Source organism: Aeromonas sp. QDB14 (assembly GCF_027707845.1).
Lineage (GTDB): Bacteria > Pseudomonadota > Gammaproteobacteria > Enterobacterales > Aeromonadaceae > Aeromonas > Aeromonas caviae.
Window position 1 is genome coordinate 1 of the sequence record NZ_JAPCJD010000021.1, and the last position, 26997, is coordinate 26997.

19 protein-coding genes and 2 pseudogenes are annotated in these 26997 nt (G+C 62.7%); 4 read left to right on the plus strand and 17 right to left on the minus strand.

The window, feature by feature from the left end; genetic code table 11:
* Positions 1-152: 152 nt before the first annotated feature.
* From PG887_RS09155 to PG887_RS09175, 5 genes are all read right to left on the minus strand, one after another.
* A complete protein-coding gene (locus PG887_RS09155) occupies positions 153-1715 on the minus strand; it encodes an SIR2 family protein (RefSeq protein WP_270821542.1) in 1563 nt (520 codons plus the stop codon).
* A 251-nt stretch (positions 1716-1966) separates the two neighbouring features.
* Positions 1967-3556 (minus strand): glutamine-hydrolyzing GMP synthase, encoded by a 1590-nt coding sequence (gene guaA, locus PG887_RS09160; RefSeq protein WP_270821543.1) that lies wholly within the window; start codon positions 3554-3556, stop codon positions 1967-1969.
* A gap of 84 nt (positions 3557-3640) precedes the next feature.
* Positions 3641-5104 carry an IMP dehydrogenase gene (gene guaB / locus PG887_RS09165; RefSeq protein WP_010674549.1) on the minus strand — a complete coding sequence of 488 codons (1464 nt, stop codon included), beginning with the start codon at positions 5102-5104 and terminating at the stop codon, positions 3641-3643.
* A gap of 265 nt (positions 5105-5369) precedes the next feature.
* Entirely contained in the window at positions 5370-6005 is a 636-nt protein-coding gene (locus PG887_RS09170; RefSeq protein WP_010674548.1) for a YitT family protein, read from the minus strand.
* Between the two features lie 795 nt (positions 6006-6800).
* Positions 6801-10007, minus strand: a complete 3207-nt coding sequence (locus tag PG887_RS09175) for an alpha-amylase family glycosyl hydrolase (RefSeq protein WP_233759681.1) — start codon at positions 10005-10007, stop codon at positions 6801-6803.
* Positions 10008-10383: 376 nt separating this feature from the next.
* Here PG887_RS09175 and PG887_RS09180 point away from each other — a divergent pair, with 376 nt between their 5' ends.
* Both PG887_RS09180 and xseA read left to right on the plus strand, forming a co-directional pair.
* On the plus strand, positions 10384-11292 hold the full coding sequence (locus tag PG887_RS09180) for a DMT family transporter (protein WP_029314444.1): 909 nt from the start codon (positions 10384-10386) through the stop codon (positions 11290-11292).
* Between the two features lie 106 nt (positions 11293-11398).
* Positions 11399-12763 (plus strand): exodeoxyribonuclease VII large subunit, encoded by a 1365-nt coding sequence (gene xseA, locus PG887_RS09185; protein WP_104455844.1) that lies wholly within the window; start codon positions 11399-11401, stop codon positions 12761-12763.
* Between the two features lie 56 nt (positions 12764-12819).
* Here the strand turns inward: xseA and hutW are convergent, their stop codons facing one another.
* From hutW to pspA, 12 genes and pseudogenes are all read right to left on the minus strand, one after another.
* Complete coding sequence (gene hutW / locus PG887_RS09190) at positions 12820-14175, minus strand: heme anaerobic degradation radical SAM methyltransferase ChuW/HutW (RefSeq protein ID WP_104455843.1); 1356 nt, start codon at positions 14173-14175, stop codon at positions 12820-12822.
* A 275-nt stretch (positions 14176-14450) separates the two neighbouring features.
* Positions 14451-14938, minus strand: a pseudogene (locus tag PG887_RS09195) (OmpA family protein).
* A gap of 33 nt (positions 14939-14971) precedes the next feature.
* The gene (locus PG887_RS09200) at positions 14972-16213 is read right to left on the minus strand and encodes a diguanylate cyclase domain-containing protein (protein ID WP_270821544.1); all 1242 of its coding nucleotides are present in this window, start codon (positions 16211-16213) and stop codon (positions 14972-14974) included.
* A pseudogene (locus PG887_RS09205) lies at positions 16210-16728 on the minus strand (YfiR family protein). Before PG887_RS09205 ends, PG887_RS09200 begins: the two are co-directional and overlap by 4 nt.
* A gap of 222 nt (positions 16729-16950) precedes the next feature.
* Entirely contained in the window at positions 16951-18498 is a 1548-nt protein-coding gene (tyrR, locus tag PG887_RS09210; RefSeq protein WP_270821546.1) for a transcriptional regulator TyrR, read from the minus strand.
* A 142-nt stretch (positions 18499-18640) separates the two neighbouring features.
* Positions 18641-18979, minus strand: a complete 339-nt coding sequence (locus PG887_RS09215) for a 4a-hydroxytetrahydrobiopterin dehydratase (protein WP_010674539.1) — start codon at positions 18977-18979, stop codon at positions 18641-18643.
* A gap of 41 nt (positions 18980-19020) precedes the next feature.
* Positions 19021-19815 (minus strand): phenylalanine 4-monooxygenase, encoded by a 795-nt coding sequence (phhA, locus tag PG887_RS09220; RefSeq protein ID WP_270821547.1) that lies wholly within the window; start codon positions 19813-19815, stop codon positions 19021-19023.
* Positions 19816-19981: 166 nt separating this feature from the next.
* Complete coding sequence (locus PG887_RS09225; RefSeq protein WP_103858956.1) at positions 19982-21025, minus strand: YcjF family protein; 1044 nt, start codon at positions 21023-21025, stop codon at positions 19982-19984.
* Between the two features lie 49 nt (positions 21026-21074).
* Positions 21075-22481: a YcjX family protein gene (locus PG887_RS09230; protein WP_270821549.1), complete on the minus strand. Its 1407-nt coding sequence runs from the start codon at positions 22479-22481 to the stop codon at positions 21075-21077.
* Between the two features lie 72 nt (positions 22482-22553).
* A complete protein-coding gene (gene pspC, locus PG887_RS09235; protein WP_010674535.1) occupies positions 22554-22958 on the minus strand; it encodes an envelope stress response membrane protein PspC in 405 nt (134 codons plus the stop codon).
* A 106-nt stretch (positions 22959-23064) separates the two neighbouring features.
* The gene (gene pspB, locus PG887_RS09240) at positions 23065-23301 is read right to left on the minus strand and encodes an envelope stress response membrane protein PspB (protein ID WP_005300084.1); all 237 of its coding nucleotides are present in this window, start codon (positions 23299-23301) and stop codon (positions 23065-23067) included.
* A 3-nt stretch (positions 23302-23304) separates the two neighbouring features.
* Positions 23305-23985, minus strand: a complete 681-nt coding sequence (gene pspA, locus PG887_RS09245) for a phage shock protein PspA (protein WP_103858954.1) — start codon at positions 23983-23985, stop codon at positions 23305-23307.
* A gap of 196 nt (positions 23986-24181) precedes the next feature.
* On the opposite strand from pspA, the gene pspF reads away from it, so the two are divergent.
* Both pspF and sapA read left to right on the plus strand, forming a co-directional pair.
* A complete protein-coding gene (pspF, locus tag PG887_RS09250; protein ID WP_052815253.1) occupies positions 24182-25228 on the plus strand; it encodes a phage shock protein operon transcriptional activator in 1047 nt (348 codons plus the stop codon).
* 136 nt (positions 25229-25364) lie between these two features.
* On the plus strand, positions 25365-26960 hold the full coding sequence (gene sapA / locus PG887_RS09255; RefSeq protein WP_010674532.1) for an ABC transporter substrate-binding protein SapA: 1596 nt from the start codon (positions 25365-25367) through the stop codon (positions 26958-26960).
* Positions 26961-26997: the final 37 nt, after the last annotated feature.

Below are 26997 nucleotides of genomic sequence, written 5' to 3' on the forward strand. Positions count from 1 at the left end.
AAATCGGCTCAAACATGAAGAAATGAAATGACTGAGTCAGCCGAGAAGAATTTCCCCGCTTATTCGCACCTTCCCTAGAGCACGAAGATGAATACTCTCCCAAGACTCTATAGGTGGTTTGTACTTTCCCAAGTCCAATGGAGGTTTGATCTTCACTCGCGGGGTCGACACTCTCCGAAAATCTCGTAGAACACTTGGCACCCACCCCTCCTTTTTATCCTTCTTTGCAGGTCAAACCAGTCACCATTCCGCTGTTGATTCCGAAGTCCGCGATGGTGTTCGAGGATGAGGTTCCAGATATGCCGAGCACGTGGATGGAGAGTATCTGAGCACTTTATTTGCCACTCAAACTGTTGCAATAGTTGCGGATGAAGCCCACTCTGCCTAATGGCCCACCAAGCCATAACGGGGTTATCGATGGACTTACCTAACCAATTGATGAGGTGACCAAGTCTCTTCGGGATAGCCTCAAAACCACCGGCCAATTGATAACAATCATGTGGATTATCATCACCATCACGCCAAACAAGGAGATTGCCGTTGTTGATACTCTGTCTGCTGTCATCATCGGAGCTGTCTATTAGATCGTCATCAAGTCCATAAGCGACTCGGGGATCAAAAACTTCATCATCCTCACAATCTTCACTGTTAGGCCTAGCGGATCGAACATTCACATCCATCACACAAACCCATTCAGGATGTGGTGTCGGATCAGCCTCCGAAAATAATCTCGCACCCTGAACAGTGCGAAGAACATGAGCAACTTGGCCACGTTCGTGCGGTGTTAGCGTTTTCGGATTCTGCTGGCTCATGGCGATAACAGAGCACCGCCACTTTCGTGGATCGTCAGCCCTCTCCGCCCATGCTTCTAACGTCTGCCATAGATGAGAGTGCTCTCCGTAAGCAATAGCTGTCACCCCTCTATCACGCCATTTTGCTTCTATATCCTCCGCTCTCCCCTTATCAAAGGCGTAGAGTCTGGAGTGATCGAACTGCCCATCATGATTCAGTCCCTGCAGTAGATACTTAACGGGCGGGTCTTCTGCCTGATAACCCACCAACACAACGGTAAAATGCTGAAGTAAAGTGCGGATAAAGTTGGTTGCCCAGGCTTCCGAAAGATAGGCTCGCCCAAAATCGGCACTGCTCAACACATAGTCGTGCAGCTCGGCACCAATATCAGCCAAACGCCCATGCAGATAAGTGATGCCATCAAGCGATGCCCCCAAGGAGAGATTGGGAAAGGCAGGAGGGACATGCGGGGCCAGACCAACCTCGCCCAGTTCAAAGAGACGATCAAAGTTGGTGGTTACAATCTGAGGTACACCGGGCTGACGTGAGGAAATCCGCTTGATTAACTCGTGCTCCATACCCAGCGTTGGTGCACCGCTGGATGCTTGCAGTCGCTCCGTAACCAGAGCATTCACTTCCTCTCTGCCATATTCCTGATGCAAAAGATTAAAGATTTGATCCAGTGGCGTCTTAATGCTTGGTTTCTCATCAAGAGGGTCATCAATCCATGGCTGGAAAGCCTGCATAATCCCGGAGTCTGGTGCAGGGTCGAAGAAGTCAACAACATACTTGGTCAACTTGTAAAAACTAGGCATTCCTGACGGGATTGAGACTCCTGCGCCGCACAGAAATACCACTCTGCCAGCATCACACCGCTCAAGAAGAAGATCCGGAATGGACGGGCCATCAGCAAAAAATCTCATATCCGCAATACCTCTAAATGTCAGGGATTCCAGAGATCATTCCTAATTATTTCATCCCGACAGCGAGATAATGAGGCACGACCTAGCTATAGACAGAGAGTACCAATTCGGGTCAATCAAAATAACCCTGTGCTCGAAGCAAGGACCTTATTTTATCCAGATTTTGTAACGCAAACGATTGGAAAAAGAAAAGGCGCCTCAAGGGCGCCTTTTTGACAGTTTTGCGTGATCGCAGGGAAAGGGATTAACCCTTATTCCCATTCGATGGTTGCGGGCGGCTTGCCGGAGACGTCGTACACCACGCGGGAGATGCCGTTGATCTCGTTGATGATGCGGTTCGACACGTGGCCGAGGAAGTCGTACGGCAGGTGGGCCCAGTGGGCGGTCATAAAGTCGATGGTCTCGACGGCGCGAAGCGCAATGACCCAGTCGTACTTGCGACCGTCGCCCATGACGCCGACGGAGCGCACCGGCAGGAAGACGGCGAACGCCTGGCTGACCTGGTTGTAGAGGTCGGCCTTGCGCAGCTCTTCGATGAAGATGGCGTCAGCCTTGCGCAGCAGATCGCAGTACTCTTTCTTCACTTCGCCAAGGACGCGCACGCCCAGACCCGGACCCGGGAAGGGGTGACGGTAGAGCATGTCGTAGGGCAGGCCGAGTTCGAGGCCGACGCGGCGCACTTCGTCTTTGAACAGCTCGCGCAGCGGCTCCACCAGCCCCATCTTCATCTCTTCCGGCAGGCCGCCGACGTTGTGGTGGGACTTGATGACGTGGGCCTTGCCGGTCTTGCTGGCAGCGGATTCGATGACGTCCGGGTAGATGGTGCCCTGGGCCAGCCACTTGGCGTTCTTGAGCTTCTTGGACTCGTCGTCGAACACTTCGACGAAGACGCGGCCGATGGTCTTGCGCTTGGCTTCCGGCTCGTCGATACCTGCGAGAGCGGAGAGGAAGCGCTCTTCGGCGTCGACCTTGATGATGTTCAGGCCGAAGTGATCGCCGAACATGTCCATCACCTGCTGGCCTTCATTCAGACGCAGCAGGCCGTTGTCGACGAAGACGCAGGTGAGGCGATCGCCGATGGCGCGGTGCACCAGCATGGCGACCACGGAGGAGTCCACGCCGCCGGAGAGGCCCAGGATCACTTCGTCGTCACCCACCTGCTCGCGGATGCGGGCAACGGCGTCGTCGATGATGGTGGCCGGGGTCCAGAGGCACTCGCAGCCGCAGATGTCCTTGACGAAGTGCTCCAGCATGCGGGCACCCTGACGGGTGTGGGTCACTTCCGGGTGGAACTGCACGCCGTAGAAGCGCTTGGCCTCGTCGGCCATGGCGGCATGGGGGCAGGTCGCGGTCTGGGCGATGGTGGTGAAGCCGGAGGGGATCTCGGTGACCTTGTCGCCGTGGCTCATCCAGACATCCAGCAGGGCATTGCCGTTGTCGGCAATGGCGTCTTCGATGTTGCGCAAGAGGGCGCTGGTCTTGCCGGACTGGCCCAGCACTTCGACCTGGGCATAGCCGAATTCACGCAGGTTGGAGGACTGCACCTTGCCGCCGAGCTGCTCGGACATGGTCTGCATGCCGTAGCAGATACCGAACACCGGCACACCGGCGTTGAACACGTACTCGGGGGCGCGCGGGCTGCCCGCCTCGGTCACGGATTCCGGGCCGCCGGAGAGGATGATGCCGCTCGGGTTGAACTCGCGGATCTGCTCTTCGGTTACATCCCAGGCCCACAGCTCGCAGTAGACGCCGATTTCACGGACGCGACGGGCGATGAGCTGGGTGTACTGGGAACCGAAATCCAGGATAAGGATGCGGTGGGCGTGAATGTCTTTAGTCATTTTATTCCTGCATCAGGCTGATGTTGTCACAAAAAGCACGGGATAAAAAAAGGGTGGAATAACGGGGCGCAGGGCCCCGTCTTATCAGCCCATCCGGTAGTTGGGGGCTTCTTTGGTAATGGTCACGTCGTGAACGTGGGACTCTTTCATCCCGGCGCCCGAGATGCGCACGAACTCGGCCTTGGTGCGCATGTCGTCGATGGTCGCGCTGCCGGTCAGGCCCATGGAGGAGCGCAGGCCGCCCATCTGCTGGTGGATGATCTCCTTGAGGCGGCCCTTGTACGGCACGCGCCCTTCGATCCCTTCCGGCACCAGCTTGTCGGCGGCGTTGTCGGTCTGGAAGTAGCGATCGCTTGAGCCCTTGGACATGGCGCCCAGGGAACCCATGCCGCGGTAGGACTTGAAGGAGCGGCCCTGGTAGAGCTCGATCTCGCCCGGCGCCTCTTCGGTGCCGGCGAACATGGAGCCCACCATGACGCAGCTCGCACCGGCGGCGATGGCCTTGGCCACGTCACCGGAGAAGCGGATGCCGCCATCGGCAATCACCGGCACGCCGGTGCCTTCCAGGGCGTCGACGGCGTCGGAGATGGCGGTGATCTGGGGCACGCCCACGCCGGTCACGATACGGGTAGTACAGATGGAGCCCGGGCCGATACCGACCTTGACGGCGTTGACACCCGCTTCCACCAGCGCCTTGGCGCCAGCGGCGGTGGCGACGTTGCCGCCGATGATCTGCAGGTCAGGATAGGCTTCACGGGTCGCCTTGATGCGATCCAGCACGCCCTGGGAGTGGCCGTGGGAGGAGTCAATCAGCAGCACGTCCACACCGGCTTCCACCAGGGCGGCGACGCGCTCTTCGTTGCCGGCACCGGCACCGACGGCGGCACCGACCCGCAGACGGCCACGCTCGTCTTTACAGGCGTTGGGCTTGCGCTCGGCTTTCTGGAAGTCCTTCACGGTGATCATGCCCTTGAGCTTGAAGTCGCCGTTGACCACCAGCACCTTCTCGATGCGATGCTTTTGCATCAGAGCCACCACCTCTTCACGAGGGGCCCCTTCACGCACGGTCACCAGACGATCTTTCTGGGTCATGATCTGTTCGACAGTCTGGGAGAGATCGATGACGAAGCGCACGTCACGGCCGGTGATGATGCCCACCAGCTGGTTGCCGTCAGTCACCACGGGGTAACCGGCGAAACCGTTCTTGTGGCTCAGCTCCTTGATCTGGGCGATGGTCATGTCAGGGCGCACGGTAACGGGGTCGCTGACCACGCCGCTCTCGTACTTCTTGACCTTGCGCACTTCGGCTGCCTGCTGCTCGATGGACATGTTCTTGTGAATGAAGCCGATGCCGCCTTCCTGGGCCAGTGCGATAGCCAGACGGGCTTCGGTCACTGTGTCCATGGCAGCGGAGATCATCGGAATATTCAGCGTGATCGCAGACGTGAGCTTGGTACGCAGGTCGGCGGTATTGGGGAGAACAGTGGAGTGGGCTGGAACCAACAGTACATCGTCGAAGGTCAGCGCTTCTTTGGCAATCCTGAGCATGGCAATATCTCACCGTTGAGGAGTGGGGGTGTAAAATATTGCCGACAAATTTTACTCATGCATTGGGCAGTGGTAAAGAAGTTTTTTGAATTTTTTATGGCGTAGCCCGATTTAACGCCACCAACAGGGCAAAAAACCAATAAATTCAGCCGTAACCATGCCGTTTTTCCCGACAAGATGATCTTTTTTGCCGTTGAGCCCCTTTCTGCCGCCAGTCTCCCGGAACGGCCTTTTTTCCCCTCTCAGCCGTCAGCCAGACCGGCGGTCAGTTCCCCTGATAGCGGCCCGGCTTGTGCCAGTTCATCAGCATGGCGTTCATGGCCAGCGCACTCAGGGTTGACCAGAGCAGCAGGGGAAGCGGCAGGGTGAGCAGAGAGAGCGCAAACACCAGCACATCCAGCACCATCTGGCTCTTTCCCGCATTGATGCCGGTGCGCCGTTGCAACCAGAGCGTCACCACGCCGGTGCCCCCCACGGAGGCATTGTGGCGCGCCAGAGACAAGACCCCCATGCCGAGGAAGGTTCCCCCCACCAGGGCGGCAAACAGGGGATGGACATAGCTCACCGTCAGCAGCAGCGGCACCGCCTGGGTGGCCGCCGAGAGGGCGACGTTGACGATCAGCGTCTTGAGGGTGAAGGCGCGCCCCATGGTGACGTAGCAGAACACCATGAAGGGCAGGTTCACCAGGAAGAAGAGCACGCCGATGGGCAGGGTGCTGACATGGGCGATCAGCAGGGCGATGCCCGCGATGCCACCGGTGATCATGCCGGAACACTTGAGCAGATTGAGCCCCACGGCGATAAACATGACCCCGAGCACCATGCCGTAGACATCGTCCTTGAGGGTATGGGCCAGCCCCCTGCCCGCAGCCGCTGGCTGCATGGTCATTTCACCTTCCATATGACTCCTTAGATCCGATGTGATGGTGGCATCCGTTGCCCGACAACCAGGCCGCGTTGGGGCTGATGGCGGCGACCCGTTCACCTTGCCGTCCCCACCCCCCCAATCTTGCGCTCCCCCGCCCCCTGATCTCGCCATCATGGGGATGACAAGTCACAGCAAAAAGAGCGCCAATCAAAACAAGAGTCCGCGATACCATAAATAATCGGATTTAAATTCCGATAAATGCGCAATATGCAGGTAGAATTCACCACTTCCGTGATCGGCCATCACAGTGGCGCAGCATGTTTACCCGAGTCACCGAAAAAGGCCTCGTGCTATCCCCTTCACAGCCCGGTTTTTCGGCAGATCATGTCGATACGATGCCGCTTTTCAGCATGGATGATGCTTGTCATGGGCGAAGTCCGGGGGCCATACGGCGTGTTTCTTCGGGGCGGGCTCCAGGGGCGTATGTGGATGGAGCGCACCAATAAAGTGCAGTTGCACCAATATGGAGCGGCTGAGTGGCACGGTTTGCCTTGCACCGCGGCGCAAAGGCGACATGGGCACCGCTTTGCTCACTGCCATGAGCACTGCAATATGCAGAGCATGAAGTGACTCGGGCGGCGGATGCACCACTTCCCTTCCCTCTAGCCCCCTGTCCATGAGCGTGCTGGTCGCGAGTCCACAGGTCTGCCCATCCATCAACCCCTCCGCAGCCAGAGTCCCATCAGGATGGGGCATCCATTCAGGCAGAAGGCAGAATAAAAAAGTCGGCCCGAAGGCCGACTCGCTGCACCCTGTGACAGGGCTTCCTTACTTGAGGTATTTGCCGTCAGCACCGACCTTGCCCGGGCCGTTCAGTACCCAGACCCGCGCCGAATAGGCGGGCACCGCAAAGCTCAGGCTGCCGTTGCTGACGCTCTGGCTCGCACCGGTTACCGCGTCCGTGTAGGTGCCGTTCTTCAGGCCACTCAGGTTTATCTGCTGGGCCGAGTTGGCCGCAAGGCCCACGGCGGCGTAGCTCCCTTGGGCGCTCAGATCACGCACGAAGCTGATGCCGCTCCCCCACTCGTTCACCTGGCTCATGGGCGCTTTTTGCAGGGCGGGCACCGCCTTGCGGATCTGGTTCAGGCGCTTGATGTGCTGATAGAGCGGGTGGCTCGGGGTAGCGGGGTTGTCCAGCACATCTCCGTAGTAGGCACGACCGGTCTGATCCACCGTCATGGTGGCCCCGTCGATGTCCTGGGGCTTGCCCGCCTGGAACATCACCTCCTCCCCGTAGTAGAGGGTCGGGATCCCCCGCGCCGTCCAGAGCAGGTTGTAGGTCATGGCCGCATTGCCCTCTTCCCCGCCGTAGCGGTACTTGAAGTCATTGTCCGGCCCCACGTCGTGGTTCTGGAAGAAGGTGATGAGCTTGGTGGCATCCCCATAGACCCAGTCCATGGCGAAAATCCCCCCTACCCCGCCAAAGTTCCCCCGGGTGACGTTGTCACGGAAGGTGGAGAAGAGGGAGAAGTCCAGCACCGAGAGGCCGGAATCGCCCCCTGCACGGGGATCGGCCGGGTTCGGCGTGGTGCGGGTATACCACCAGGGGCGGATCACCGCCGAGGCATTGTCGTTGGCGAGCTCCGAGCCCCATCCGGTGCCCTTGACCAGGTTTTCGCCAAAGACGAACAGCCCCGGCTTGTGGGCCTGCCAGTCGTGGACATAGGTCAGCAGTTCGTCCCGCTCGATGTGCTTCAAGGTATCGATACGGATGGCATCCACTCCCATGTCGAGGTACTGACGAATGGCGCCGTTGAGGTAGTCCTTGACGTTCTGGTTGCCGGTGGCGAGATCGATGCAGTCCCCCGCCATGTGCTTGCGCTGCAGGGCAAGCGGGCTCTCCCAGTCACCGCCGGACATGAAACCGTCCAGGTGATACCAGGCGGGATCCAGGGTCTGGGCGTCGATGCCGAAGAAGCGGTTTGGGTTGTAGCCTGCGCTCGGCACGGTGGCGCCGGTTTTGGGGTCTACCAGGGGCTGGGTGCCCGCCGGATCGGACTGGCAGCGGGCCTTGTACCAGTCGGGCGCCGCCGGGTTGTCGTCGTCACAGCGGTTGGCGCTGGCGTAGTCCCCGAGATTGCCCTGATAGGGGCCATTGTTGATGAGTCCCTGGCTCGACCCCGCCGGTACGTAGTATTTGACGGGCAGGCGATCGATCCAGGTCTTGCCGCGCAGACCATACTGGCTCGAGTGGTTGAGCACCACATCCTGGATCACCTTGAGCCCCTTGGCGTGGGCCGCCTGGATGAACTCCCGGTAACCCGCCCCCGGCGACTCCAGACGGGGATCGACCCGGTAGAAGTCGTAGGCATGGTAGCCGTGGTAGTCGAGGCCGGAGCGGTTCTCCACCGGCGGCGTCACCCAGATGGCGGTGAAGCCGAGATCCTTGATGTAGTCGAGCTTGGCGATCAACCCCTTGAAGTCGCCACGCCACTGGGGATCCCCCGCCTTGTAGCGATCCCGGTTGTAGTAGTTGTTGCTGGCATCGCCATCATAGAAGCGGGCAGTCAGCAGGAAGTAGATGCTCTCGGCGCGAAAATCGCCGCTCGCCACCCCCTGCTCGCCGATACGGTACTCGAAGCGCTGCTCGCGCTGATTGCCGCTGGCGTCGATGGCAAGGGTGCGGATCACCAGATCGGTGCCGCTCCCCTTGTCACTCGCCAGCAGGGGCTGGCCTGCATAGCGGGCCGATGCCGTGGTGGGCTGGCTGCCGTCCGTGGTGAAATGCACGGCGGGGGCGCTGTCCTGATCGTCGCTCACTCCCAGGGTGATGGACTGGCTGTCCACATAACTCCCCGGGGACGGGGTGGCCGTCACCGTGGGGGCCTGCAGATCGGCCCCGGCCAGCGTCTCCACCTCGATGGCCTTGCGCAGGCTGTCAAAGCAGATGCGATAACTGGTGTTGGCGCTGACCAGGTAATCCTGGGCCGGATACGCCTCGGTCCAGTCCCCCTTGTGGTCAATCTTGAAGCGGGGGTTGTTGCTGCCAAAGGCCTGCTCGGTGCAGAAGGTGGTGCCATCCTCGCTGGTCATGGGGGTGAGCCCCCAGTTGTTGGCCGTGCCCCGGAAGTACCAGCTGTCGCTGCTCTGTCCTGCCCCGACCACCACGCTCACGCTGCTGCTGCCCTTGGCGCCCTGATCGTCGGTGACCGTGAGGCCATAGGTGAAGGTGCCGGTCTGGGTGGTGTTGACGACGATGCTCTCCGTGGTCTCGCCGCTGCTCCACAGATAGCTCGCGATCTGGCCGTCAGGATCCGTGGAGTCGCTGCCGCTCAAGGTGAGCGACGCCCCCTGGGTCACGTTCACCGTCCCCCCCGGGGTGATGACCGCGAGCGGCGGCTGGTTGTCATCCCCAAGGGGGGTGATGCTGTAGGCCAGGGTCTGATCGTTGACCTGGATGCGCACCGTGCCCACGGCGCTCCAGAAGATGTCGCCGCCACTTTTCTCCAGCACGCCGTCGCCGTTGCTGTCGCCAAAGTTGACGGCCCAGTCCCCAGCCTGATCAAACTTGAGGCGCTGGCTCGCCTTGCCATCCATGTAGGCTTCCACCTGCCACAGGTGATCCCCTACCAGGGTCATGGGGAGGCTGGCCCAGCCGTTGAAGGTGCCGCGCACGTTGAGCTGCGGCAAGGTGCTGGCAAACCCCGAGGCCTCGCAACTGGCCACTGCCGTCGCGCTCACCGCCTGGGTGCTGGCGTTGATGCGGATCTGGTACGCCGTGTTGGCATTGACCCCGTAGTCGGCCGCCGGGTAGCTCTGCTGCCAGTTGCCGTACCTGTCTATCTTGAAGCGCGGGCCGCCGCTGGCATCCCCGCTCACGAAGCGCTGGCAGGTATCAAAATTGACGCCGTCCGTCGACGTCATGGCGGTCGCCGCCCATCCATTCGCGGTGCCCCGGAAGAACCACTCCGCCGCCGTGCTCGGCGCCGTGATCAGGGTTCCCAACAATCCGGCCGCGAGTATCCATCTAGCCATTGATAGTCCTTTATTTTCATTGTTTGTGTGTGATGCCGGTGTGTCCCGGCATTCCCCCATCCGCAACGTCCCGCCTTCAGATGAGCCCGACCAGTCTAGAGTCCCCCATGGCCAATTAATGGCCAACACGCGCAAAATGTGACCACTGTCGACCTCGTCATGGGCTGTATGTGATTGATAGCGCTTTCATTTCCTGGCGCAGAAGTGAGGGGCACCCCCATCGGGGAGAGCAAGATGGCCGCCCTCCGCGACCACCTCGGGCACAGGGTCAGCCCCTGCCTCCTGCACGGCGCCGTTGCCACCGGGGACACTTGCCCCCATGATGCAATCCCCCTTGCCATCTCGGGCAACAGGGCGGTTCATTCAGGGAGAAACGATGAGACCATCGGATTACGGGAGATTGCTCGCGCTGGCAGCCATCTGGGGTGCCAGCTTTTTGTTCATGCGCATCGCGGCGCCGGCGTTCGGCTCGGTCAACACCACCTTCCTGCGGGTCTTCTTCGCCCTCGTCGGGCTCGCCGCCATGCTCCTGCTGCTGCGCACCCCCATGCAGTTTCAGGGCAAGCTCAAATCCATCATGGTGCTTGGCATCATCAACTCCGGCGTCCCCTTCCTGATGTATGCCGTGGCGGCCCTCTGGCTGCCCGCAGGGTATTCCGCCATCCTCAACGCCACCACGCCCCTGATGGGCGCCCTCATCGGCTTCTCCTTCTTTCACGAGACGCTGACCTTGCGAAAGTGGGCCGGGGTCATGCTGGGGCTGGTGGGCATCGGGCTCATCACCACCACCGGGGAGGTCGACCTGAGCGGCCAACTGGCCATCGGGGTGCTGGCCTGCCTCATCGCCACCGCCTGCTATGGCTGCGCCGGCTTCCTGACGAGACGCTGGGTCACCGAGCGGGGAGGCCTGGACGCCAAACTGGTGGCCTTTGGCAGCCAGATAGGGGCCGTCCTCTTCCTGCTTCCCTTCTTCGGCTACACCCTGGCGACCGGCCCCGCCGTCGACTGGGCCCAGCCTGGGGTCTGGGCCAGCGTGCTGGCGGTCGGCTTCCTCTGTACCGCCTTCGCCTATCTGCTCTATTTCAGGCTGATCGCCGACATCAGCCCCCTGCGAAGCCTCACTGTCACCTTCCTCATTCCGCCCTTCGGCATCCTGTGGGGCTATCTGGTGCTGGGGGAAACCCTCACCGGCGGCTTCGTGTTCGGCGGCGCCGTGGTCTGCCTCGCGGTCTGGCTGGTGACCAGCCCCGCCAGAGCCGTCAAGTCGGCCAAGGCACAAGCCTAGGCTCCGCGTCATCTGCCGGGCCCATGGCTCGGCAGATGGGCGCAACTGGGGTAAGATGACCCCCATCGTTTCTCCCGCCCCGGCGGACACCACAGCAGGGCCAGCCTTGAATCACCTCGAACCCGCCAGTCAGAGCAGACAACAGCAGATCTTCACCGTCACCCGCCTCAACAGCGCCGTGCGCATGATCCTGGAGCAGGATCTGGGGCTGGTGTGGCTCACCGGCGAGCTCTCCAACCTGGCGATGCCAAGTTCCGGCCACTGGTACTTCTCCCTCAAGGACATGTCGGCCCAGGTGCGCTGCGCCATGTTCAAGGGCAACAACCGCCGGGTGCCGTTCCGTCCCCAGGATGGCATGCAGGTGCTGGTGCAGGCGCGAGTCTCCCTCTATGAACCCCGGGGCGACTACCAGCTCATCATCGAGTCCATGCAGCCCGCCGGGGATGGCATGCTGGCCCTGCGCTTCGAGGAGCTCAAGCGCCGCCTCGGGGCCGAAGGGCTCTTTGACGAAGGGCGCAAGCGCCCCTTGCCCCGGGAACCCAGCGCCGTCGGGCTGGTCACCTCCGCCACCGGCGCCGCCCTGCACGACATGCTGACGGTGCTTGAACGCCGCGCCCCGGACTTGCCCGTTTTCATCTACCCGACCCAGGTGCAGGGGAGCGCCGCCACCGCCCAGATCGTCTCGGCCATCATGCTTGCCAACCGCCGCGCCGAGGTGGATGTGCTCATCGTCGGACGCGGCGGCGGCTCCCTTGAAGATCTCTGGTGCTTCAACGAAGAGGCGGTGGCACGGGCCATCGCAGGCTCCGCCATCCCCGTGGTGAGCGCCGTAGGACACGAGGTGGACGTCACCATCAGCGACTTTGCTGCCGACCTTCGTGCCCCCACCCCCTCTGCCGCCGCCGAGCTGGTGGCGCCGGACAGGCGCACCCGCGCCCAGCGCCTCGTGCACCTGCGCCAGCGGCTCACCCAGGCCATGAGCCGTCACCAGGTCGCCGCCCGCCATGGCTTCGTCCTGCTGCAGAAGCGGCTCGATCATCAGGATCCCAAGCGACGGCTGGAGCAGCAGTCACAGCGCCTCGACGAGCTCGACCGCCGCTTGCAGCAGCACCTGCGTGATCGCCTGCACCAGGGGGAGCGGCGCCTCGCGGGCCTCGCCATGCGCCTGCAGGCCAGAAGCCCCGAAAAGCGGCTGGCCATCGGCAAACGTCGTCACCAGCTTGCCGAGGAGCGCCTCCATGCCCTCATCGCAAAACGCCAGGATCTCGCCCGCCACCGCCTCGCCATGCTGGGAGCCCGCCTCGACGGCATCAGCCCGCTGGCCACCCTGGGGCGCGGTTACGCCATCGTGCGCACCCCCTCCGGGGAGGTGATCCGCCGCGCATCCCAGGTCAATGCAGGCCAGACCCTGATCACCACCCTCGCAGAGGGAGCGCTGCGGGTACGGGTGGACGAGGTCGACAACCGCTGACAAAAAGCGGGGGCCTGCACCAGGCCCCCGCCTCCTTTCTGTGCTCCGATAGCCCGTTATACCAGGGCATGACCGGCCATCTTGCCCGGGTGGCCGGATGGTTTCTCGCCCCCCTTGATCCCCCCCGGTGGATTGCACCTCAGATACTCGAACAACCCGGCCTGCAAATTCACGTTCCAGAAACGCCCCGCCAGGGTGAGGGCGAGACGCTCGGCCGAGAGCCGTGCCAGCCCGTGTCGCTGCCAGGCCTCAAAGAGCGGCATCAGGTGGGAGACCAGCCCCTGTGGCAATTGCGACAACGCCAGCCATCCGGTATCGAGCCCCCCTCGCAGCAGCCCGTCGAGACGGGCATCGGGATTGGGCCTCATCACCATGCCGGGAGCACGCACGCCCCCCGCCTGCGCCTCATGCCAGGGCGCCAGATCCCGGCCATACATGAGGCCGTGGCCGTGAATGTTGCCCCCCGCCCCTGCGCCGAAGGGCAGGATCTCGGCGCCCCACTTGGCCATCTGGTTGTAGCGGCTCTGCTCGGCATCGATGCGCCGCCAGTGGCTGCAGGAGAGCCGCTCCCAGCCCCCCGCCTCCAGCGTCCGTGCCCCGTCGGCATACATGACTGCCCGCTGCTGGCCATCGGCGGCCCAGCCCAGGGTGCCTTTCTCGTCGGCGCGCGCCAGGTTGGTGCCCGCCATGGAGATGAGTTGATAGAGATCCACCCCGTGCACCCCGCTCGCCATCACATCCGCGATATCCTGGCGCCACACGGCCTCATCCTGCCCCGGCAGACCGAAGATGAGATCCGCCACGATCACCGCCTCGTTGTGGCGGGTCAGCGCCGCCAGCCGGGACAGCAAGGTCTCCCTGTCATCGAAGCGGGCCGCCTGCTGGCGCACGCGGGTATCAAAACTCTGCACGCCGAACGAGAAGCGGTTGAAGCCACCCGCCAGGGCCGTCTGCCACTTCTCGTCATCAAAGCCGTTGAGCCGCCCCTCCAGGGTCAGCTCCGCATCCACGGTCAGGGGAAAACGGCGGATGGCGCTGGCCAGGCGGGCGAGATCGCCCGCCGCCATGTCGGTTGGCGTGCCGCCCCCCACATAGACCGCCGAGAAAGGCCGGCTCTGGACAAGCGGCGTCTCGGCTGCCTGGTGCAGCGACCCGCAGAGTGCCTCCATGTAGCGACTCATGCGCGCCGGATTGGCGCCGTTTTCGAAGAAGTTGCAAAAACTGCAGCGCTTGCGGCAAAACGGGATATGGATATAGAGCGCTCGGGCCTTGGCCTCGCTCTCCTGCTGCCACCAGGCTTGCCAGCCGGCATCGTCCAGCATCAGGGGGGCGGCCCCTCCCCGGCTGGCATGGGCCGACGTCTTGGCGGTGAAGGCGAATTTGAGGGGATCCGGGGTACAAAGCCCCGTCATGGTCGAAGAAAGCTGGAGAGTCGTCACTGGGGTTACCCTGCGTAAATAACACAAATGATAACGAATATCAGTTGCAGGTATTTGTGCTGGATCAAGTCGGGAAGGATTGAGCCGTCACTCTGTCCCCATCAGGGCAGCGCGCGTCAGGCAAGAAAAGCGTGAAACAACAAGGGAAGAGAGCCACTCTCCCACTGGAGAGTGGTGGCACACACAGGATCAGGCGGTTGATTCAAGGCTCCCGATGGGAGCGCCGCGCCGATACCGGCTGACGGGGGTCAGCCATTGCCGATGATGATGGCAACCCGTCGATTTTCCGCTCGCCCGGCAGCGGTCGCGTTGTCGGCGATGGGCGCCTCTTCTCCGCGGCCGCGGATATCCAGGTTCCCCTGTGGCATACCCACCGACACCAGGACATCGGCCACCGACCGTGCCCGCTTGAGGGAGAGTTGCTGGTTGTAGGCCTCATCACCGTTGGAGTCGGTATGACCGTCCACCCGGGCCCGGTTCAGTCCTACCTCAATCAGGGCCTTGCCGAGTTTCTCTACCACCTGGCGGGTCTCGGGGTTGAGGGCCCCACATTGTTGGCGAACAGCACCTTGTTGGAGATATCCAGGGTCCATCCCTCGTCGGTCAGGTGAAATCCCTGCTCCTTCAAGGCGGCGATCTGCTCCGCCGTGAGCCCCTGGGGAGGGCTCTGGCAGGCCGCCAGCACACTCAGCAACAGTACCACCAGGCCCGCTTTGATCGGGTTCAACATGCGCATTCTTATCATCCTTTCACTATTTCCGGTTTAACTTCACGTGCTCGTTTTTCGTGTTTCTCTCTCCTCCCTGCGTTGTCGTTTGGCTTGATACATGGCGTCGTCTGCGCATTGCAGCAGGGCATCCGTCGTCTTCCCCTGCTCGGGATAGCGGGCAGAGCCGATGCTGATCCCCACCCCGAGATGGCGACCGTCACTCAATACAACGGGGGTGTTCATGGCCTGCTGCACTCGCCCTATCACCTCGCGCACCTCGTCCTCCCCATGGATCGGGGTCAGGAGGATGACGAACTCATCTCCCCCCAGCCGGCAGACCAGATCCAGGGGCCTGAGCTGATGCTGCACCCGCCGCGCCACGGCGATCAGCACTTCGTCGCCGATGCTGTGGCCCAGGTTGTCATTGATCTGCTTGAAACGATCGCAATCCAGATAGAGCAGGGCAAAACCTTCATGCCCCTTGTTGCCTGCCAGGATGGCCTGCTCCATGCGAGCCTCGAACAGAGCGCGGTTGGGCAGACCGGTCAGGGGATCATGAGTTGCCTGATGCAGCAGGCTGGCGTTCTCCCGCTTCTGGTGGGCCTGCCAGGCTTCCAGCTCATCGAGCAGCGAATTGAAATCCTCACCCAGCTCGTGCAGCTCGGCGATATTGGCCGCCGGCACCCGCTCCTTGAGAGCCCGCTGGCGGCTGACGTTGTAAGCCACCTCGGTCAGGGCCTTGAGGGGTGCCGTGATGGAGCGCTGCATCCGGCGCGCCACATGGAGTGCCCCGAGAATACTGATGAGCAGGCACACCAGGGTAGCCAGCAAGGTCTGCAACAGGAATCGCAACAGGTACTGGCCGTGACCGACCAGATGCACCCTGGCTATCTCCTTGTGCTCGCGCACCATGGGGAGCACCACGGGCCCCGGCAGGATCAGGCGGGCCAGATGCTGCTCCAGGGTGGTCCAGGGGGTAGTGATGTCCCGGCGCCAGCTCGCCAGCACCTGGCCGTCCGGCAGCACTATGCTGGCGCTGGCTATGTCTTCCCGGGAGGTGATGGTCTCCAGGGCATCCAGTGCCGCCTCCTTGTCATGGAAGACCACGGCCGCCTCAGTGGTGTAGCTGATGGCCCGCGCCACCAGCTTGAGGTTGTGATCCGCATAAAGGCGCAGCGCCAGCAGCGCCGTGACGGTCAGAAACAGCCCGGCCATGCAGACGGCAGTCAGGGAGATCATCATGTGGGTGCGCCCCAGACTCTGTCGCAGGGTAAGCCGGGGAGTGGCGTGATGGACCGTCATCGCAGCTCCTCATCGGCTCGCGCGAGCTTGAGCACGGCCGGGTGCACTCGCACACCGCTGCGGGCCAGCGCATCCAGATTGACCCGAAAACGCACCCTCTCCTCCCCGGCCTGCAGACAGAAGACCGCATCGGCGATGCACTCGCGGCTCTGCTCGCTGATGCTGAGGATGGCGTGACCGCGCAGGCGCTCGAACAGGGAGAGGCGCTGCGCCGGTGCCAGCACCCCCAGATAGATGACGTCACAGCGCTGGATCAGCGCCTCGTCGTCCATGTCGTAGTGATGGACCTCCACCGGTCGGCCATTGGCCTGCCGTTCGATGGTCAGAAGGGATGACGCATATTCCGTCGGTGCCGTGATGCAGAGCCGAAGTCAGGCGGGCTCGCTAGGCCAGCGGGTGTAACTGAGGATATCGAGCACGGTCTGGCGCACCATGTCGCTGCGCGCCTCGGCGGAGGTTGCCGCCATGGCCTGGTTTGCCAGCATCAGCATGCAGCACAGTGGCGCCAGCCACATCAGTAACCGGAGGTAACAAAACATCTGCATGGTGCCCGCGAGAGTGTCAAGGTCGGCGCCGGGGTAACCCGACGCCCATGATGAGAGTGCCTGCATGGCACCGCACCGAGCTTACCAGCCAGGTGGTCAGCCCCCAGAGGCAAGTGGCACGGTTGCGTCACCGGGTGTCGCAGCCGTGCCTGCAAGGCGCTCAATGCCCCAGGCAGACACTGTCCATCGACACTACTTCTTGCCAATCCCATATTCGCGCAACTTGTTGGCGATGGCGGTATGGGAGACACCGAGCCGTTTGGCCAGTTGGCGGGTGGAGGGGAACGCCGGGTAGAGCCGCTCCAGCAGGCGGCTCTCGAAACGCTTCACCGCCTCGTCGAGCCCCCCTTCGAACCACTCGTCGATGAGCGGCATGGCATCGGCCGCCACCGGCAAGTCCACGTGCTCGGGTCCAATCTCGTCCCCTTCCAGCAGGGTCATGGCCCGATAGAGGCAGTTGCGCAACTGGCGCACGTTGCCGGGCCAGCGGTAGGCGGTGAGGTACTCGGCCATGTTGCGGGTAAAGCGCGGACGCGGGCGCTGCAGTTCGCTCGCAAAGCGCGACACGAACTGCTGGGCCAGGGCCATGATGTCCGCCTTGCGCTCGCGCAGCGGCGGCAGATTGAGGCTAAGCACATTGAGGCGGTAGTAGAGATCTTCGCGAAACTTCCCTTCATGGACCAGATCCAGCAACTGCTTCTGGGTGGTGCAGATGAAGCGCACGTTGACCCTCACCTCCTGCTCGTCACCGACCCGGCGAAACACGCCATCTTGCAGCACCCGCAGGAACTTGGTCTGCAGATGGGGGGACATGTCGCCGATCTCGTCCAGCATCAGGGTGCCGCCGCTGGCCAGCTCCAGCACCCCGCGCTTGCCCTCGGTGTTGTTGCCAAAGGCGCCGGGGGCATAGCCGAACAGCTCGCTCTCGGCCACGTTGTCCGGCATGGCCGCGCAGTTGAGCGCCATGAAGGGGTGGCTGGAGCGCAGGCTGGCGCCGTGGCAGGCCCGGGCCAGCAATTCTTTGCCGGTGCCGGTCTCCCCCACGATGAGCAAGGGAGCGTCCTGCATCGCGAGCTTGGCTGCCTGGACCAGCACCTCTTTCATCTTCTGGCTCTCGGCCTGGAGGTGCTCAAAGCCCCCCACTTCCACCGCGTGCAGGGCACTGAAGTGCATGCCGACCCGGCGGGCGGATTTGAGCACCACCACGGCGCCGGCCAGAGCCTGCTTGCCCTTCTCTTCGGCCACGAACAGCGGCATCAGATCGCCCAGGTACTCTTCGCCACCGAGGCTCAGCTTGCAGGTCTGGGGCTTGATCTCCCCCGACTCCAGCCAGCGGCCAAACGAGAAGCCCTTGACCAGGGAGGAGATCGCCACGCCGCGCACCTCGTTCGGTGGCAACGCCAGGGTGGTGAGGGCGGCCTGGTTGGCCTGGGTCACCCGCCCCTTGCTGTCGAGGGAGAAGACCAGGTCCGGCAGCGCCTTGAGCAGGGCCTCTATCTCGTGGTGCTCCCGCTCGGAGGGCATGTAGGGGATGGTCTTGACGTCATAGACGCCGGGAATGCGGCGAATTTCCGGCATCAGATGCTGAAAGTCACGGAACTCCAGCTCGGGAAAATTGAGATAGATGATGCCTGAGGTATCGATTTCGATGCCGCGCAGATCGATGTTGTGCTCCACCAGTCGGTCGAGCAATTCCCGGGTCAGGCCCAGACGGTCTTCACAGCTGACTTCAAGACGCATTCGGCACACACTTCCTAGCTAACATTCTGAATAACGGGATAATACAGACTCGATCCCGCCAGTGCGAGCGCTCCCCCACAAAAATGCGGGCCTGCCCCGCTTTCACCGGGCAGGCCCTGTCTGCGTTGGCGCCAGACGGCGGTTACTTCATCAGACCGTCGGTGCGGGCTGCCATGATGAAGTCGTTGCGATGCAAGCCGCCTATCTTGTGGGTCCACCAGCTCACGGTCACCTTGCCCCATTCAAGCAAGATCGCCGGATGATGGAACTCCGCCTCCGCCAGTTCTCCGAGGCGGTTGGTGAACGCCAGCCCCTCCTTGAAGTTGCGAAACACAAATTCACGACGCAGTTGCAGCTCGCCGTTGACCACCAGGGGCTGCCAGTCGGGGATGAGGTGCATCAGCTCCCCCAGCTCCTGATCGCTCACCCTGGGGGCATCGGCGCGGCACGCCTCGCATCGTTGACTCGCCAGTTCAGTCATTCGGGACTCCTTTCATGAAACATCGTGGGAATGAATACGGGTCAGCTCGCCTGCTTGCCGGCAACGGGGGCAAAGCGGGGTGGACGCAGGCCAAGACGACGGGCCTCGGCCACGGCCGCCATGATCCCCTGCCCCTCCAGACCATAGAGGGTATCGAGACGAGGCAGCACGAAATAGGTCGGCTGCATGATGTCGATGCGATAGGGGGTACGCAGGATCTCCAGCAGATCGAAGGGTTGCAGCTCAGGCTTGCCCGAGAGGGCATAAGCGGTCTCGCCGATGGAGGAGAGAATGCCGCCGCCGTAGATGCGCAGCCCCTCCTCCCCCTGCAGGAGACCGAACTCCACCGTGAACCAGTAGAGCCGCGCCAGATAGACCCGCTCCTCCTTGCTGGCATGGAGTCCGAGCCGACCATACAGGTGGGTGAAGTGGGCAAAGGCCGGGTTGGTCAGCATGGCGCAGTGGCCGAAGATCTCGTGGAAAATGTCGGGCTCTTGCAGGTAGTCGAGCTCGTCCCGGCGGCGAATGAAGGTGGCGACGGGAAAACGGCGATCAGCGAGCAGCGCGAAGAAGTGATCAAAGGAGATGACGGCCGGCACCGCTGCCACCGACCAGCCGGTGGCGGGCATCAGGGCGGCATTGATCTCGCCCAGCTGGGGGATGCGGTCCAGAGGCAGGCCGAGGCGTGCCAATCCGGCCTGGTATTCGTCGCAGGCCTTGCCATCGAGCGCCGCAAGCTGGCGTGCAATCAGGATCCGCCAGGTGCCGTGCTCCTTGTCCGTGTAGTGGATCCTGCCCTGCCCATCCGGTTGGCGGGCCGTGTAGAGACTTGCCATGAGTGCTCCCATCCTTCGGGTGCCAGCCGCCATCCGGGCGGTCACTGGCCGTTGAGTCATGGGATCACTGTAACGGTTTGCCCCTCAAAAAAGCAGCCGACCCCGGGGTCGGCTGCTTTTGACAATTGTAAATAATTTGTGACATCCATGTCGGGTGCCAGCCACCTCACGACTTGTTGAGATAACCCGCCAACTGGCCGATCAGCCGCTTGCGCAGCTCGCCCAGTTTCGGCTTCTCGTCGGCACACCAGGGGAGCGGACGACAGGCTTCCATGGTACGCATCCCGAGGCGCGCGGTGAGCAACCCGGCCCCGACCCCTTGGGCGGCGCGGGCGGAGAGCTTGGCGGTCAGCTCGGCGCCCAGCAGATCCATCCCTACCTCGGTCACCAGCTCGGTGGCCCCCGCATAGAGCATGTTGCGAAACACCTGACGAATGAGGCGGATGCGGCTCCAGTAGCCGAGCTCGATGGCATAGACATCGGCGATGTCCTCGATCATCCGCAGGTTGCGCCAGAGCATCAGCATCATGTCGACGGTGGCGAGCGGACTCAGGGCCACCAGCACGGCGGCCTCCCCCGACCATTTCGCGACGCGGGCCTGGGCCAGCTTGTCCCGCTCGGTGAGCACCAGCTGGCTGTAGAGGGTCAGCACTTCCCGATCGCTGTGGCTCTCGTCAAGCTGGGATAACCAGGTGCGATACCCTTCCCGCCCCTTGTCACCGCTCTTCTCGGCCAGGGCCTCGCAGAAGGCCTGCCCCTGACCGACCCCCTGATGGGCCAGCAGATCCTCGGCTCTTGAGCGCACATCCTGGCGCCGCTTCAAGGTGCGCAGCCGCAGCCATTCGCGCCCCGCCACCGCGGCTGTGCCCACCGCCACCAGGCCAGAGGCGAGCAGCCAGGCGCCGCCCCAGAAGGGGGAGGCGGCAAACTGATCCACCAGAAAAGCGCCAAACTGGCCAAGGGACAGCAGCCCCACCCCGCCCAGCCCCCAGGCCAGCAGACGATGACGGCGCCGAGGCCTGACGTGAAGCGCGGGTTCCACCTCGGTGAGCTCGTCCAGCGCGTCCAGAGGCTCGAAGCTCTCCTCTTCCAACCGCCGGGCCGGGGCGGGTGGCTTCGCTTCGCTTGCCATCGAAGGCGCGGGCTCCAGCGTCACCTTGCCTTGCAGAGGAGCGGCGTCATCGGTGCGCCATCTTGTCTGATCGTTCATCGCATTCTCTCCTGTGGGCGCCCCTCGAGCACAGCGGGCCACCCACCCGTTATTCGAGGTGATCCCCGAGCAGGAATTCCAGCGCCGCATCGAGCCGGATATGGGGGAGCGCCTGATGAGCGCTCATGGGCAGCGGGCGAAAGGCCTGAAAATCAAACCCTTGAGTTTTCCACCACTGCGCAGGCGGGATCTGGGCAGGCACCTCCCCCGGGAAGAGCAGCAAGGGCTCGCCCGAGAGGGTAGTGCCACGAATGGCGGGAAATTCCCGTCCGTCTGCCACCCCCTTGCCCACCTCGGTGGCCTTGATGGCGGCCAGCGCCAGGCATTCGGTCTCTATCCCCTCGAAGCGGGCCTGACCCCGGCCACGGCTCACCAGATGCTGCAGGAGCGACACCAGAGGCCCGTGCTGCTCCGGCGTGACGTGATCGGCCTTGCTCGCCACAAACAGCAGCTTGTCGATGCGCGGGGCGAACAGACGGCGCCACCAGTTGCTCTTGCCGTAGGCGAAGCTTTCCATGATGCGGGCGATGGCCTGCTGCATGTCACCAAAGCTCGCGGCACCGGCATTGAGGGGCGCCAGGCAGTCCACCAGCACGATCTGGCGATCAAAGCCTGCAAAGTGCTGCTCATAGAAGCCCTGTACCAGATGCTGCTTGTACTGCTCGAAGCGCTGCTTGAAGGTGGCGTAGAGAGTGCCGTCTTCGGGGGAGTGCGTGGGCATCTCCCACACCCAGGGCACGAATTGCAACAGCGGCGCACCGGCATACTCGCCGGGCAACACGAAACGCCCGGGCTGGATGAGGTGAAGCCCGAGCTCCTGCTTGCAGGCGTGCAGATAATCGGTGTAGCGGGCGGCCAGTTCGCTGGCGGCCCGCTCCTCGAAGGCTTGATCTGCCTGCCAGAGCGGCGTCAACCAGCCTGCCGCCAGGGCTTGCAGCTCGGGGCGGCACAGTTGCTCCCGCACCTGCTCGCTCCACTGCTTGTAGTTCAGATCCAGCAGCGGCAAATCCAGCAGCCACTCCCCGGGATAATCCACCAGATCCACATAGAGGGTGGAGATCTCCCCCAGGTGCCGACGCAGCGGATGGCGGGTGCGATAACGGATCTCGAGGCGTACCTCGGCCACCCCCCGGGTCGGCGCGGGCCAGGCGGGCGGATCGCCAAACAGGGCATCGAGGCCCCGTTCATAGGGAAAGGTGGGAATGTGGGCGTTTTGCTGGGGCACCCGGCGAGCACCGAGGATGCGTCCCTGGCGCTGGGCGTCCCAGAGTGGCAGACGACCGTCGATGGCCGCGTGCTCCAGTTGATTGACCAGCGCCGTGATAAACGCGGTCTTGCCACTGCGAGAGAGGCCGGTGACCGCCAGCCGGATGTGGCGATCCCGGGCCCGGTTCACCGCGTCAACGGCCTTGTGCTGGAGCACAGACCAGGAGTGTTCAAGTTTGTTGCGTATCAAGGCGGGTCTTCTTCTCATTGTGATCACATCAGAGAGACGGCCGCGAGGCAGTATCCTCGCGGCCCGGCACGATTAGAGCTTGCTGAACTCCCGTTGCAGGGTGAACTCCTTGGAGGTCACCAGCTTCTCGATGCGCTGCACCCTGGGCTCCAGTGCATCCAGCTCCTGGCCGATGCGGGCAAGGGCCTGATGAGGTGTGACGCCTGCCTGCCAGCTGCGCGCCTTCATCCGCACCTCTGCGAACTCGGCATCTTCCTGGGAGTAGAGGGTGACCGGCTTCTTGTCGAGCAAGAACCAGGCGGCAATATAGGCGGTGAAGGTGATGAAACCGGCGAAGATGAGACCACTGATGGCCAGCAGCCGCACGATCCAGGTCTCCACCCCGAAGTACTCTGCCAGACCGGCACAGACCCCGGCAATCTTGCCCCGCTGGGGATCCCGGTACAGGTTGCGCCCTTCACGACTGACACTGTTCATACCTTGTTCCTCCAACCGGGGACTTCCGCATCCAGAATCGACGCCAATACGGTTTCGGCCCGCTCCGGCTTTTTGCCACAGTCATGACATCTCTCATTGAAAACCGTCATACCTTGTTTCTCCAACCAGGAACCTCGGCATCCAGAATCGACTCCAGGGCGCCGACCCGTTCCTGCATCTTCTCGGCACGCACCAGCAAGCCCTGCAGCTGTTCACGCTCACCATCGGCAAGGCCGGCGCCAATGCGTCCCTTGGCGCGGTAGTGCAGCACCAGCCAGATGGGGGCCACCACCACCATGAAGACCACCATGGGAACCATCAATACACCCAGCAGATCTTCCATCTGTTACTCTCCCTGTTTCTGTGCCGGATTGTGCTGGCCCAGCTTTTGGCGCATGGCTTCCAGCTCGCGGCTGATCTGGTCGTCCGCTTCCAGCTCGGCAAACTGCTGGGCGAGCGCCTTGTCGGACTGCCCCAGATCGGCGCGGGCTTCCATCTCGTCGATGCGGCGCTCCATGCGCTCGAACTTGCTCACCACGGCCTGACTGTCGCCACGGGCCACCTGGCTTTGCACGTTGAGGCGGCTGCTGGCGGCTTCGCTGCGAATGGCCATCGCCTTCTGGCGGGCACGGGCGTCTTCCAGCTTGGCTTCCAGCTGGCGGATCTCCTCCCCCAGCTTCTCGATGCCGCTGTCCACCGCCTGCTGTTCACGAGATAGGGCGTCGGCAAGCTCCGCCTGCTTGCTCTTCTCGATGAGGGCGGCACGAGCCAGATCTTCGCGCCCCTTGGTCAGGGCCAGCTCGGCCTTGCCCTGCCACTCGGCGACCCGCTCCTGATGGCGGCTCACCTGACGGCCGATCTCTTTTTGATTCGCGAGGAAGCGGGCCAGATTGGAGCGCTCCTTCACCAGTTCATCTTCCATTTCCTGGATGATCAGACGCACCATCTTCTGGGGATCTTCCGCCTTGTCGAGCAGGGCCGTCAGATTGGAATTGATGATGTCGGCCAGGCGAGAAAAAATGCTCATGATTGTACTCCTGTGATAGGCATCGGGTTGTGTCTCCATTGACAATGGCAACTTGTGTGCCAATCTGGAACAACATTTAACTTGTTGATTTATATGGGCACTCAGAATGCAGTTCAAGTCCCGGGGAAACAAGTGATGATTAAAATAACCAACTTTTGGTAAGATTAACCAGATTTTTCAACTCACAGGGGCAGGGATGACCACGGCCACGGAAAGTCTGTTGGGTGAATCCAACGCATTTCTAGAAATCATCGAGCAGGCATCGCGCCTCGCGCCGCTGCGCAAGCCCGTGCTGATCATCGGCGAGCGGGGGACCGGCAAGGAGCTCATCGCCCACCGCCTACATTATCTCTCGGATCGCTGGGATCAAAGCTTTGTCACCATCAACTGCGCCACCTTGAGCGAGAGCCTGCTGGAAACCGAACTGTTCGGCCACGAGGCGGGCTCTTTCACTGGCGCCGCCAAGCGTCATCAGGGGCGCTTCGAGCGGGCCGACGGCGGCACCCTGTTCCTCGACGAGCTAGCCACCACCAGCGCCCGGGTGCAGGAAAAACTGCTGCGGGTCATCGAGTACGGGGAGTTCGAGCGGGTGGGCGGTGCCAAGCCCCTCAAGGTGGATGTACGGCTGGTGTGCGCCACCAACGAGGATCTGCCTGCACTGGCAGAGAAAGGACGGTTTCGTCACGACCTGCTGGACCGGCTCGCCTTCGACGTCATCACCCTGCCCCCCCTGCGGGAGCGGCGCGAGGACATCCTAATGCTGGCGGAGCACTTCGCCCACGGCATGACCCGGGAGCTGGGGTATCCGCTCTTTGCCGGCTTCTCGCGCAAGGCGACCCAGCTGCTGCAAGATTACCCCTGGCCGGGCAACGTGCGGGAGCTCAAGAACGTGGTGGAGCGCAGTCTCTATCGCCAGGGCAACCCCCAGTTGCCGCTGGCGGATCTGGTGCTCAATCCCTTTGACTCCCCCTGGCGCCCCCGTGCCCGAGGTGACGCCGCCCCTTCCTCCGACGCGCCGACCTCGGCAGAGACGGCCCCGACCCCGACCCTGCCGCTGGATCTCAAAGGGGCGGTGGCGGAGTACGAGATTAATTTACTCAAGCAAGCGATGCAGCAATCCCAGTATAATCAGCGCAAAGCAGCCCAGTTGCTGGCCCTGAGCTATCACCAGTTCCGGGGGATGCTGCGCAAATATCAATTGCTGGACGGGGATGACAACAGTGGCAACCAGGAGGCGGGCTGATGCCTGGCACCGGGTCTGTGCGCGCGGATAACGCGGCGCACGTCACCCCTGACGGGAGCGCCTGCCCGGCCGCCCCCCGCAACGCGCCCGCCCCCTGGCGGGCAACTTTGTCTGAAAACATGGTTCCAACATGAGAATGCTCACCCCCCTGCTGCTTGGTCTCCTGGTCCTGGTCAGCGGCTGTCAGAAACGCGATGAAGCCTCCAAAACCGGGCTCATCTATTGTGCCGAAGGGGCACCCCGAACCTTCAACCCGCAGCTTGCCAATTCGGATGCGACCCTGGATGCCAGTGCACGTCCCATCTACGATCGCCTGCTCGAGGTCAATGCCAACACCCTCGGCATCGAAGGGGGGCTCGCCACCCGCTGGCAAAGCAGCGAGGACGGCCTCTCCTATACCCTGACCCTGCGCAAGGGAGTGACCTTCCACCGAACCCCCTGGTTCAGCCCGACCCGTCACTTCAATGCCGACGACGTCCTGTTCACCTGGCAGCGTCTGCTGGACGAACACCACCCCTTCCACGCCGTCTCCGGCGGCGAGTACCCCTATTTTTACAGCCTGGGGCTCGGTAACCTCATCAAGCGGGTCTACAAGAAGGGGCCCTATGAGGTGGTGTTCGAGCTGAACCGCCCCGATGCCTCCTTCCTCGCCACCCTGGCCAGCGACTACGCCATCGTGCTCTCCGCCGAGTACGGGGAGCAGATGCTAAAGGCCGGCACCCCGGCGCTGCTGGACAGCCGCCCCATCGGCACCGGCCCCTTCAGCTTCAAGGAGTATCGCCACAACGAGTTCGTGCGCTACCTGCGTCACCCCGGCTACTGGGGCGGCGAGGCCAGAATGGAGCAGCTCATCTACGACATCACGCCCAAGTCCTCCAAGCGCCTGGCCAAGCTGCTGACCGGCGAGTGCGACGTGATGAGCACCCCCTCTGCCAGCCAGCTGTCGGTGATAGACAAAGACTCCCACCTGGATCTGTCGGTGCAGTCGGGGATGAACGTCGCCTTCCTCGCCCTCAATACCCGCAAGGCCCCTTTCAACAAGGTGCAGGTGCGCCAGGCCCTCGCCAGCGCCATCAATGTGCAGAATCTGCTGCAGGCGGTCTATTTCGAGACCGGCCAGAGCGCCGCCAGCCTGCTGCCGCCCCTCTCCTGGGGTTACAACCCCTCCCTGCCCCAGCGCAAGCCGGATCTCAAGCTCGCTCGCCAGTTGCTCAAGGACGCGGGCTACCCCAACGGCTTCGAGATGCAGGTGCTGGTGCAACCCGGCGCCCGTCCCTACAACCCGGACGGCCTCAAGACGGCGCAACTGATGCGCAGCGATTTCGCCAAGATTGGGGTGAGCCTCAAGATAGTGCAGCAGGCCTGGCCGGTCATCGAGACCCGGCTCGCCCATGGACAATATGACAGCCTGCTTTCGGGCTGGATCGCCGACAACGCGGATCCGGACAACTTCTTCCGCCAGTTGCTGAGCTGCGCCGCCGTCGAGCGGGGCAACAACTACAGCCGCTGGTGCAGCCCGGCGTTTGATCAGCTGCTGGACGATGCGGTGACCACCCCGCAGCTCGCCTTCCGCTTGCGCAACTATTACTATGCCCAGTCCTTGCTCAACGAGCAGTTGCCGCTCATTCCCCTGGCCCATGCCCTGAGAACCCAGGTGAGTCGCAGCGACATTCAGGGGCTGACCCTGATGCCCTTTGGCGGCACCACCTTCAACCAGGCCCATCGGGAGTGACCATGACAGATAACCACTCCATCGTCGGGCCATCGGC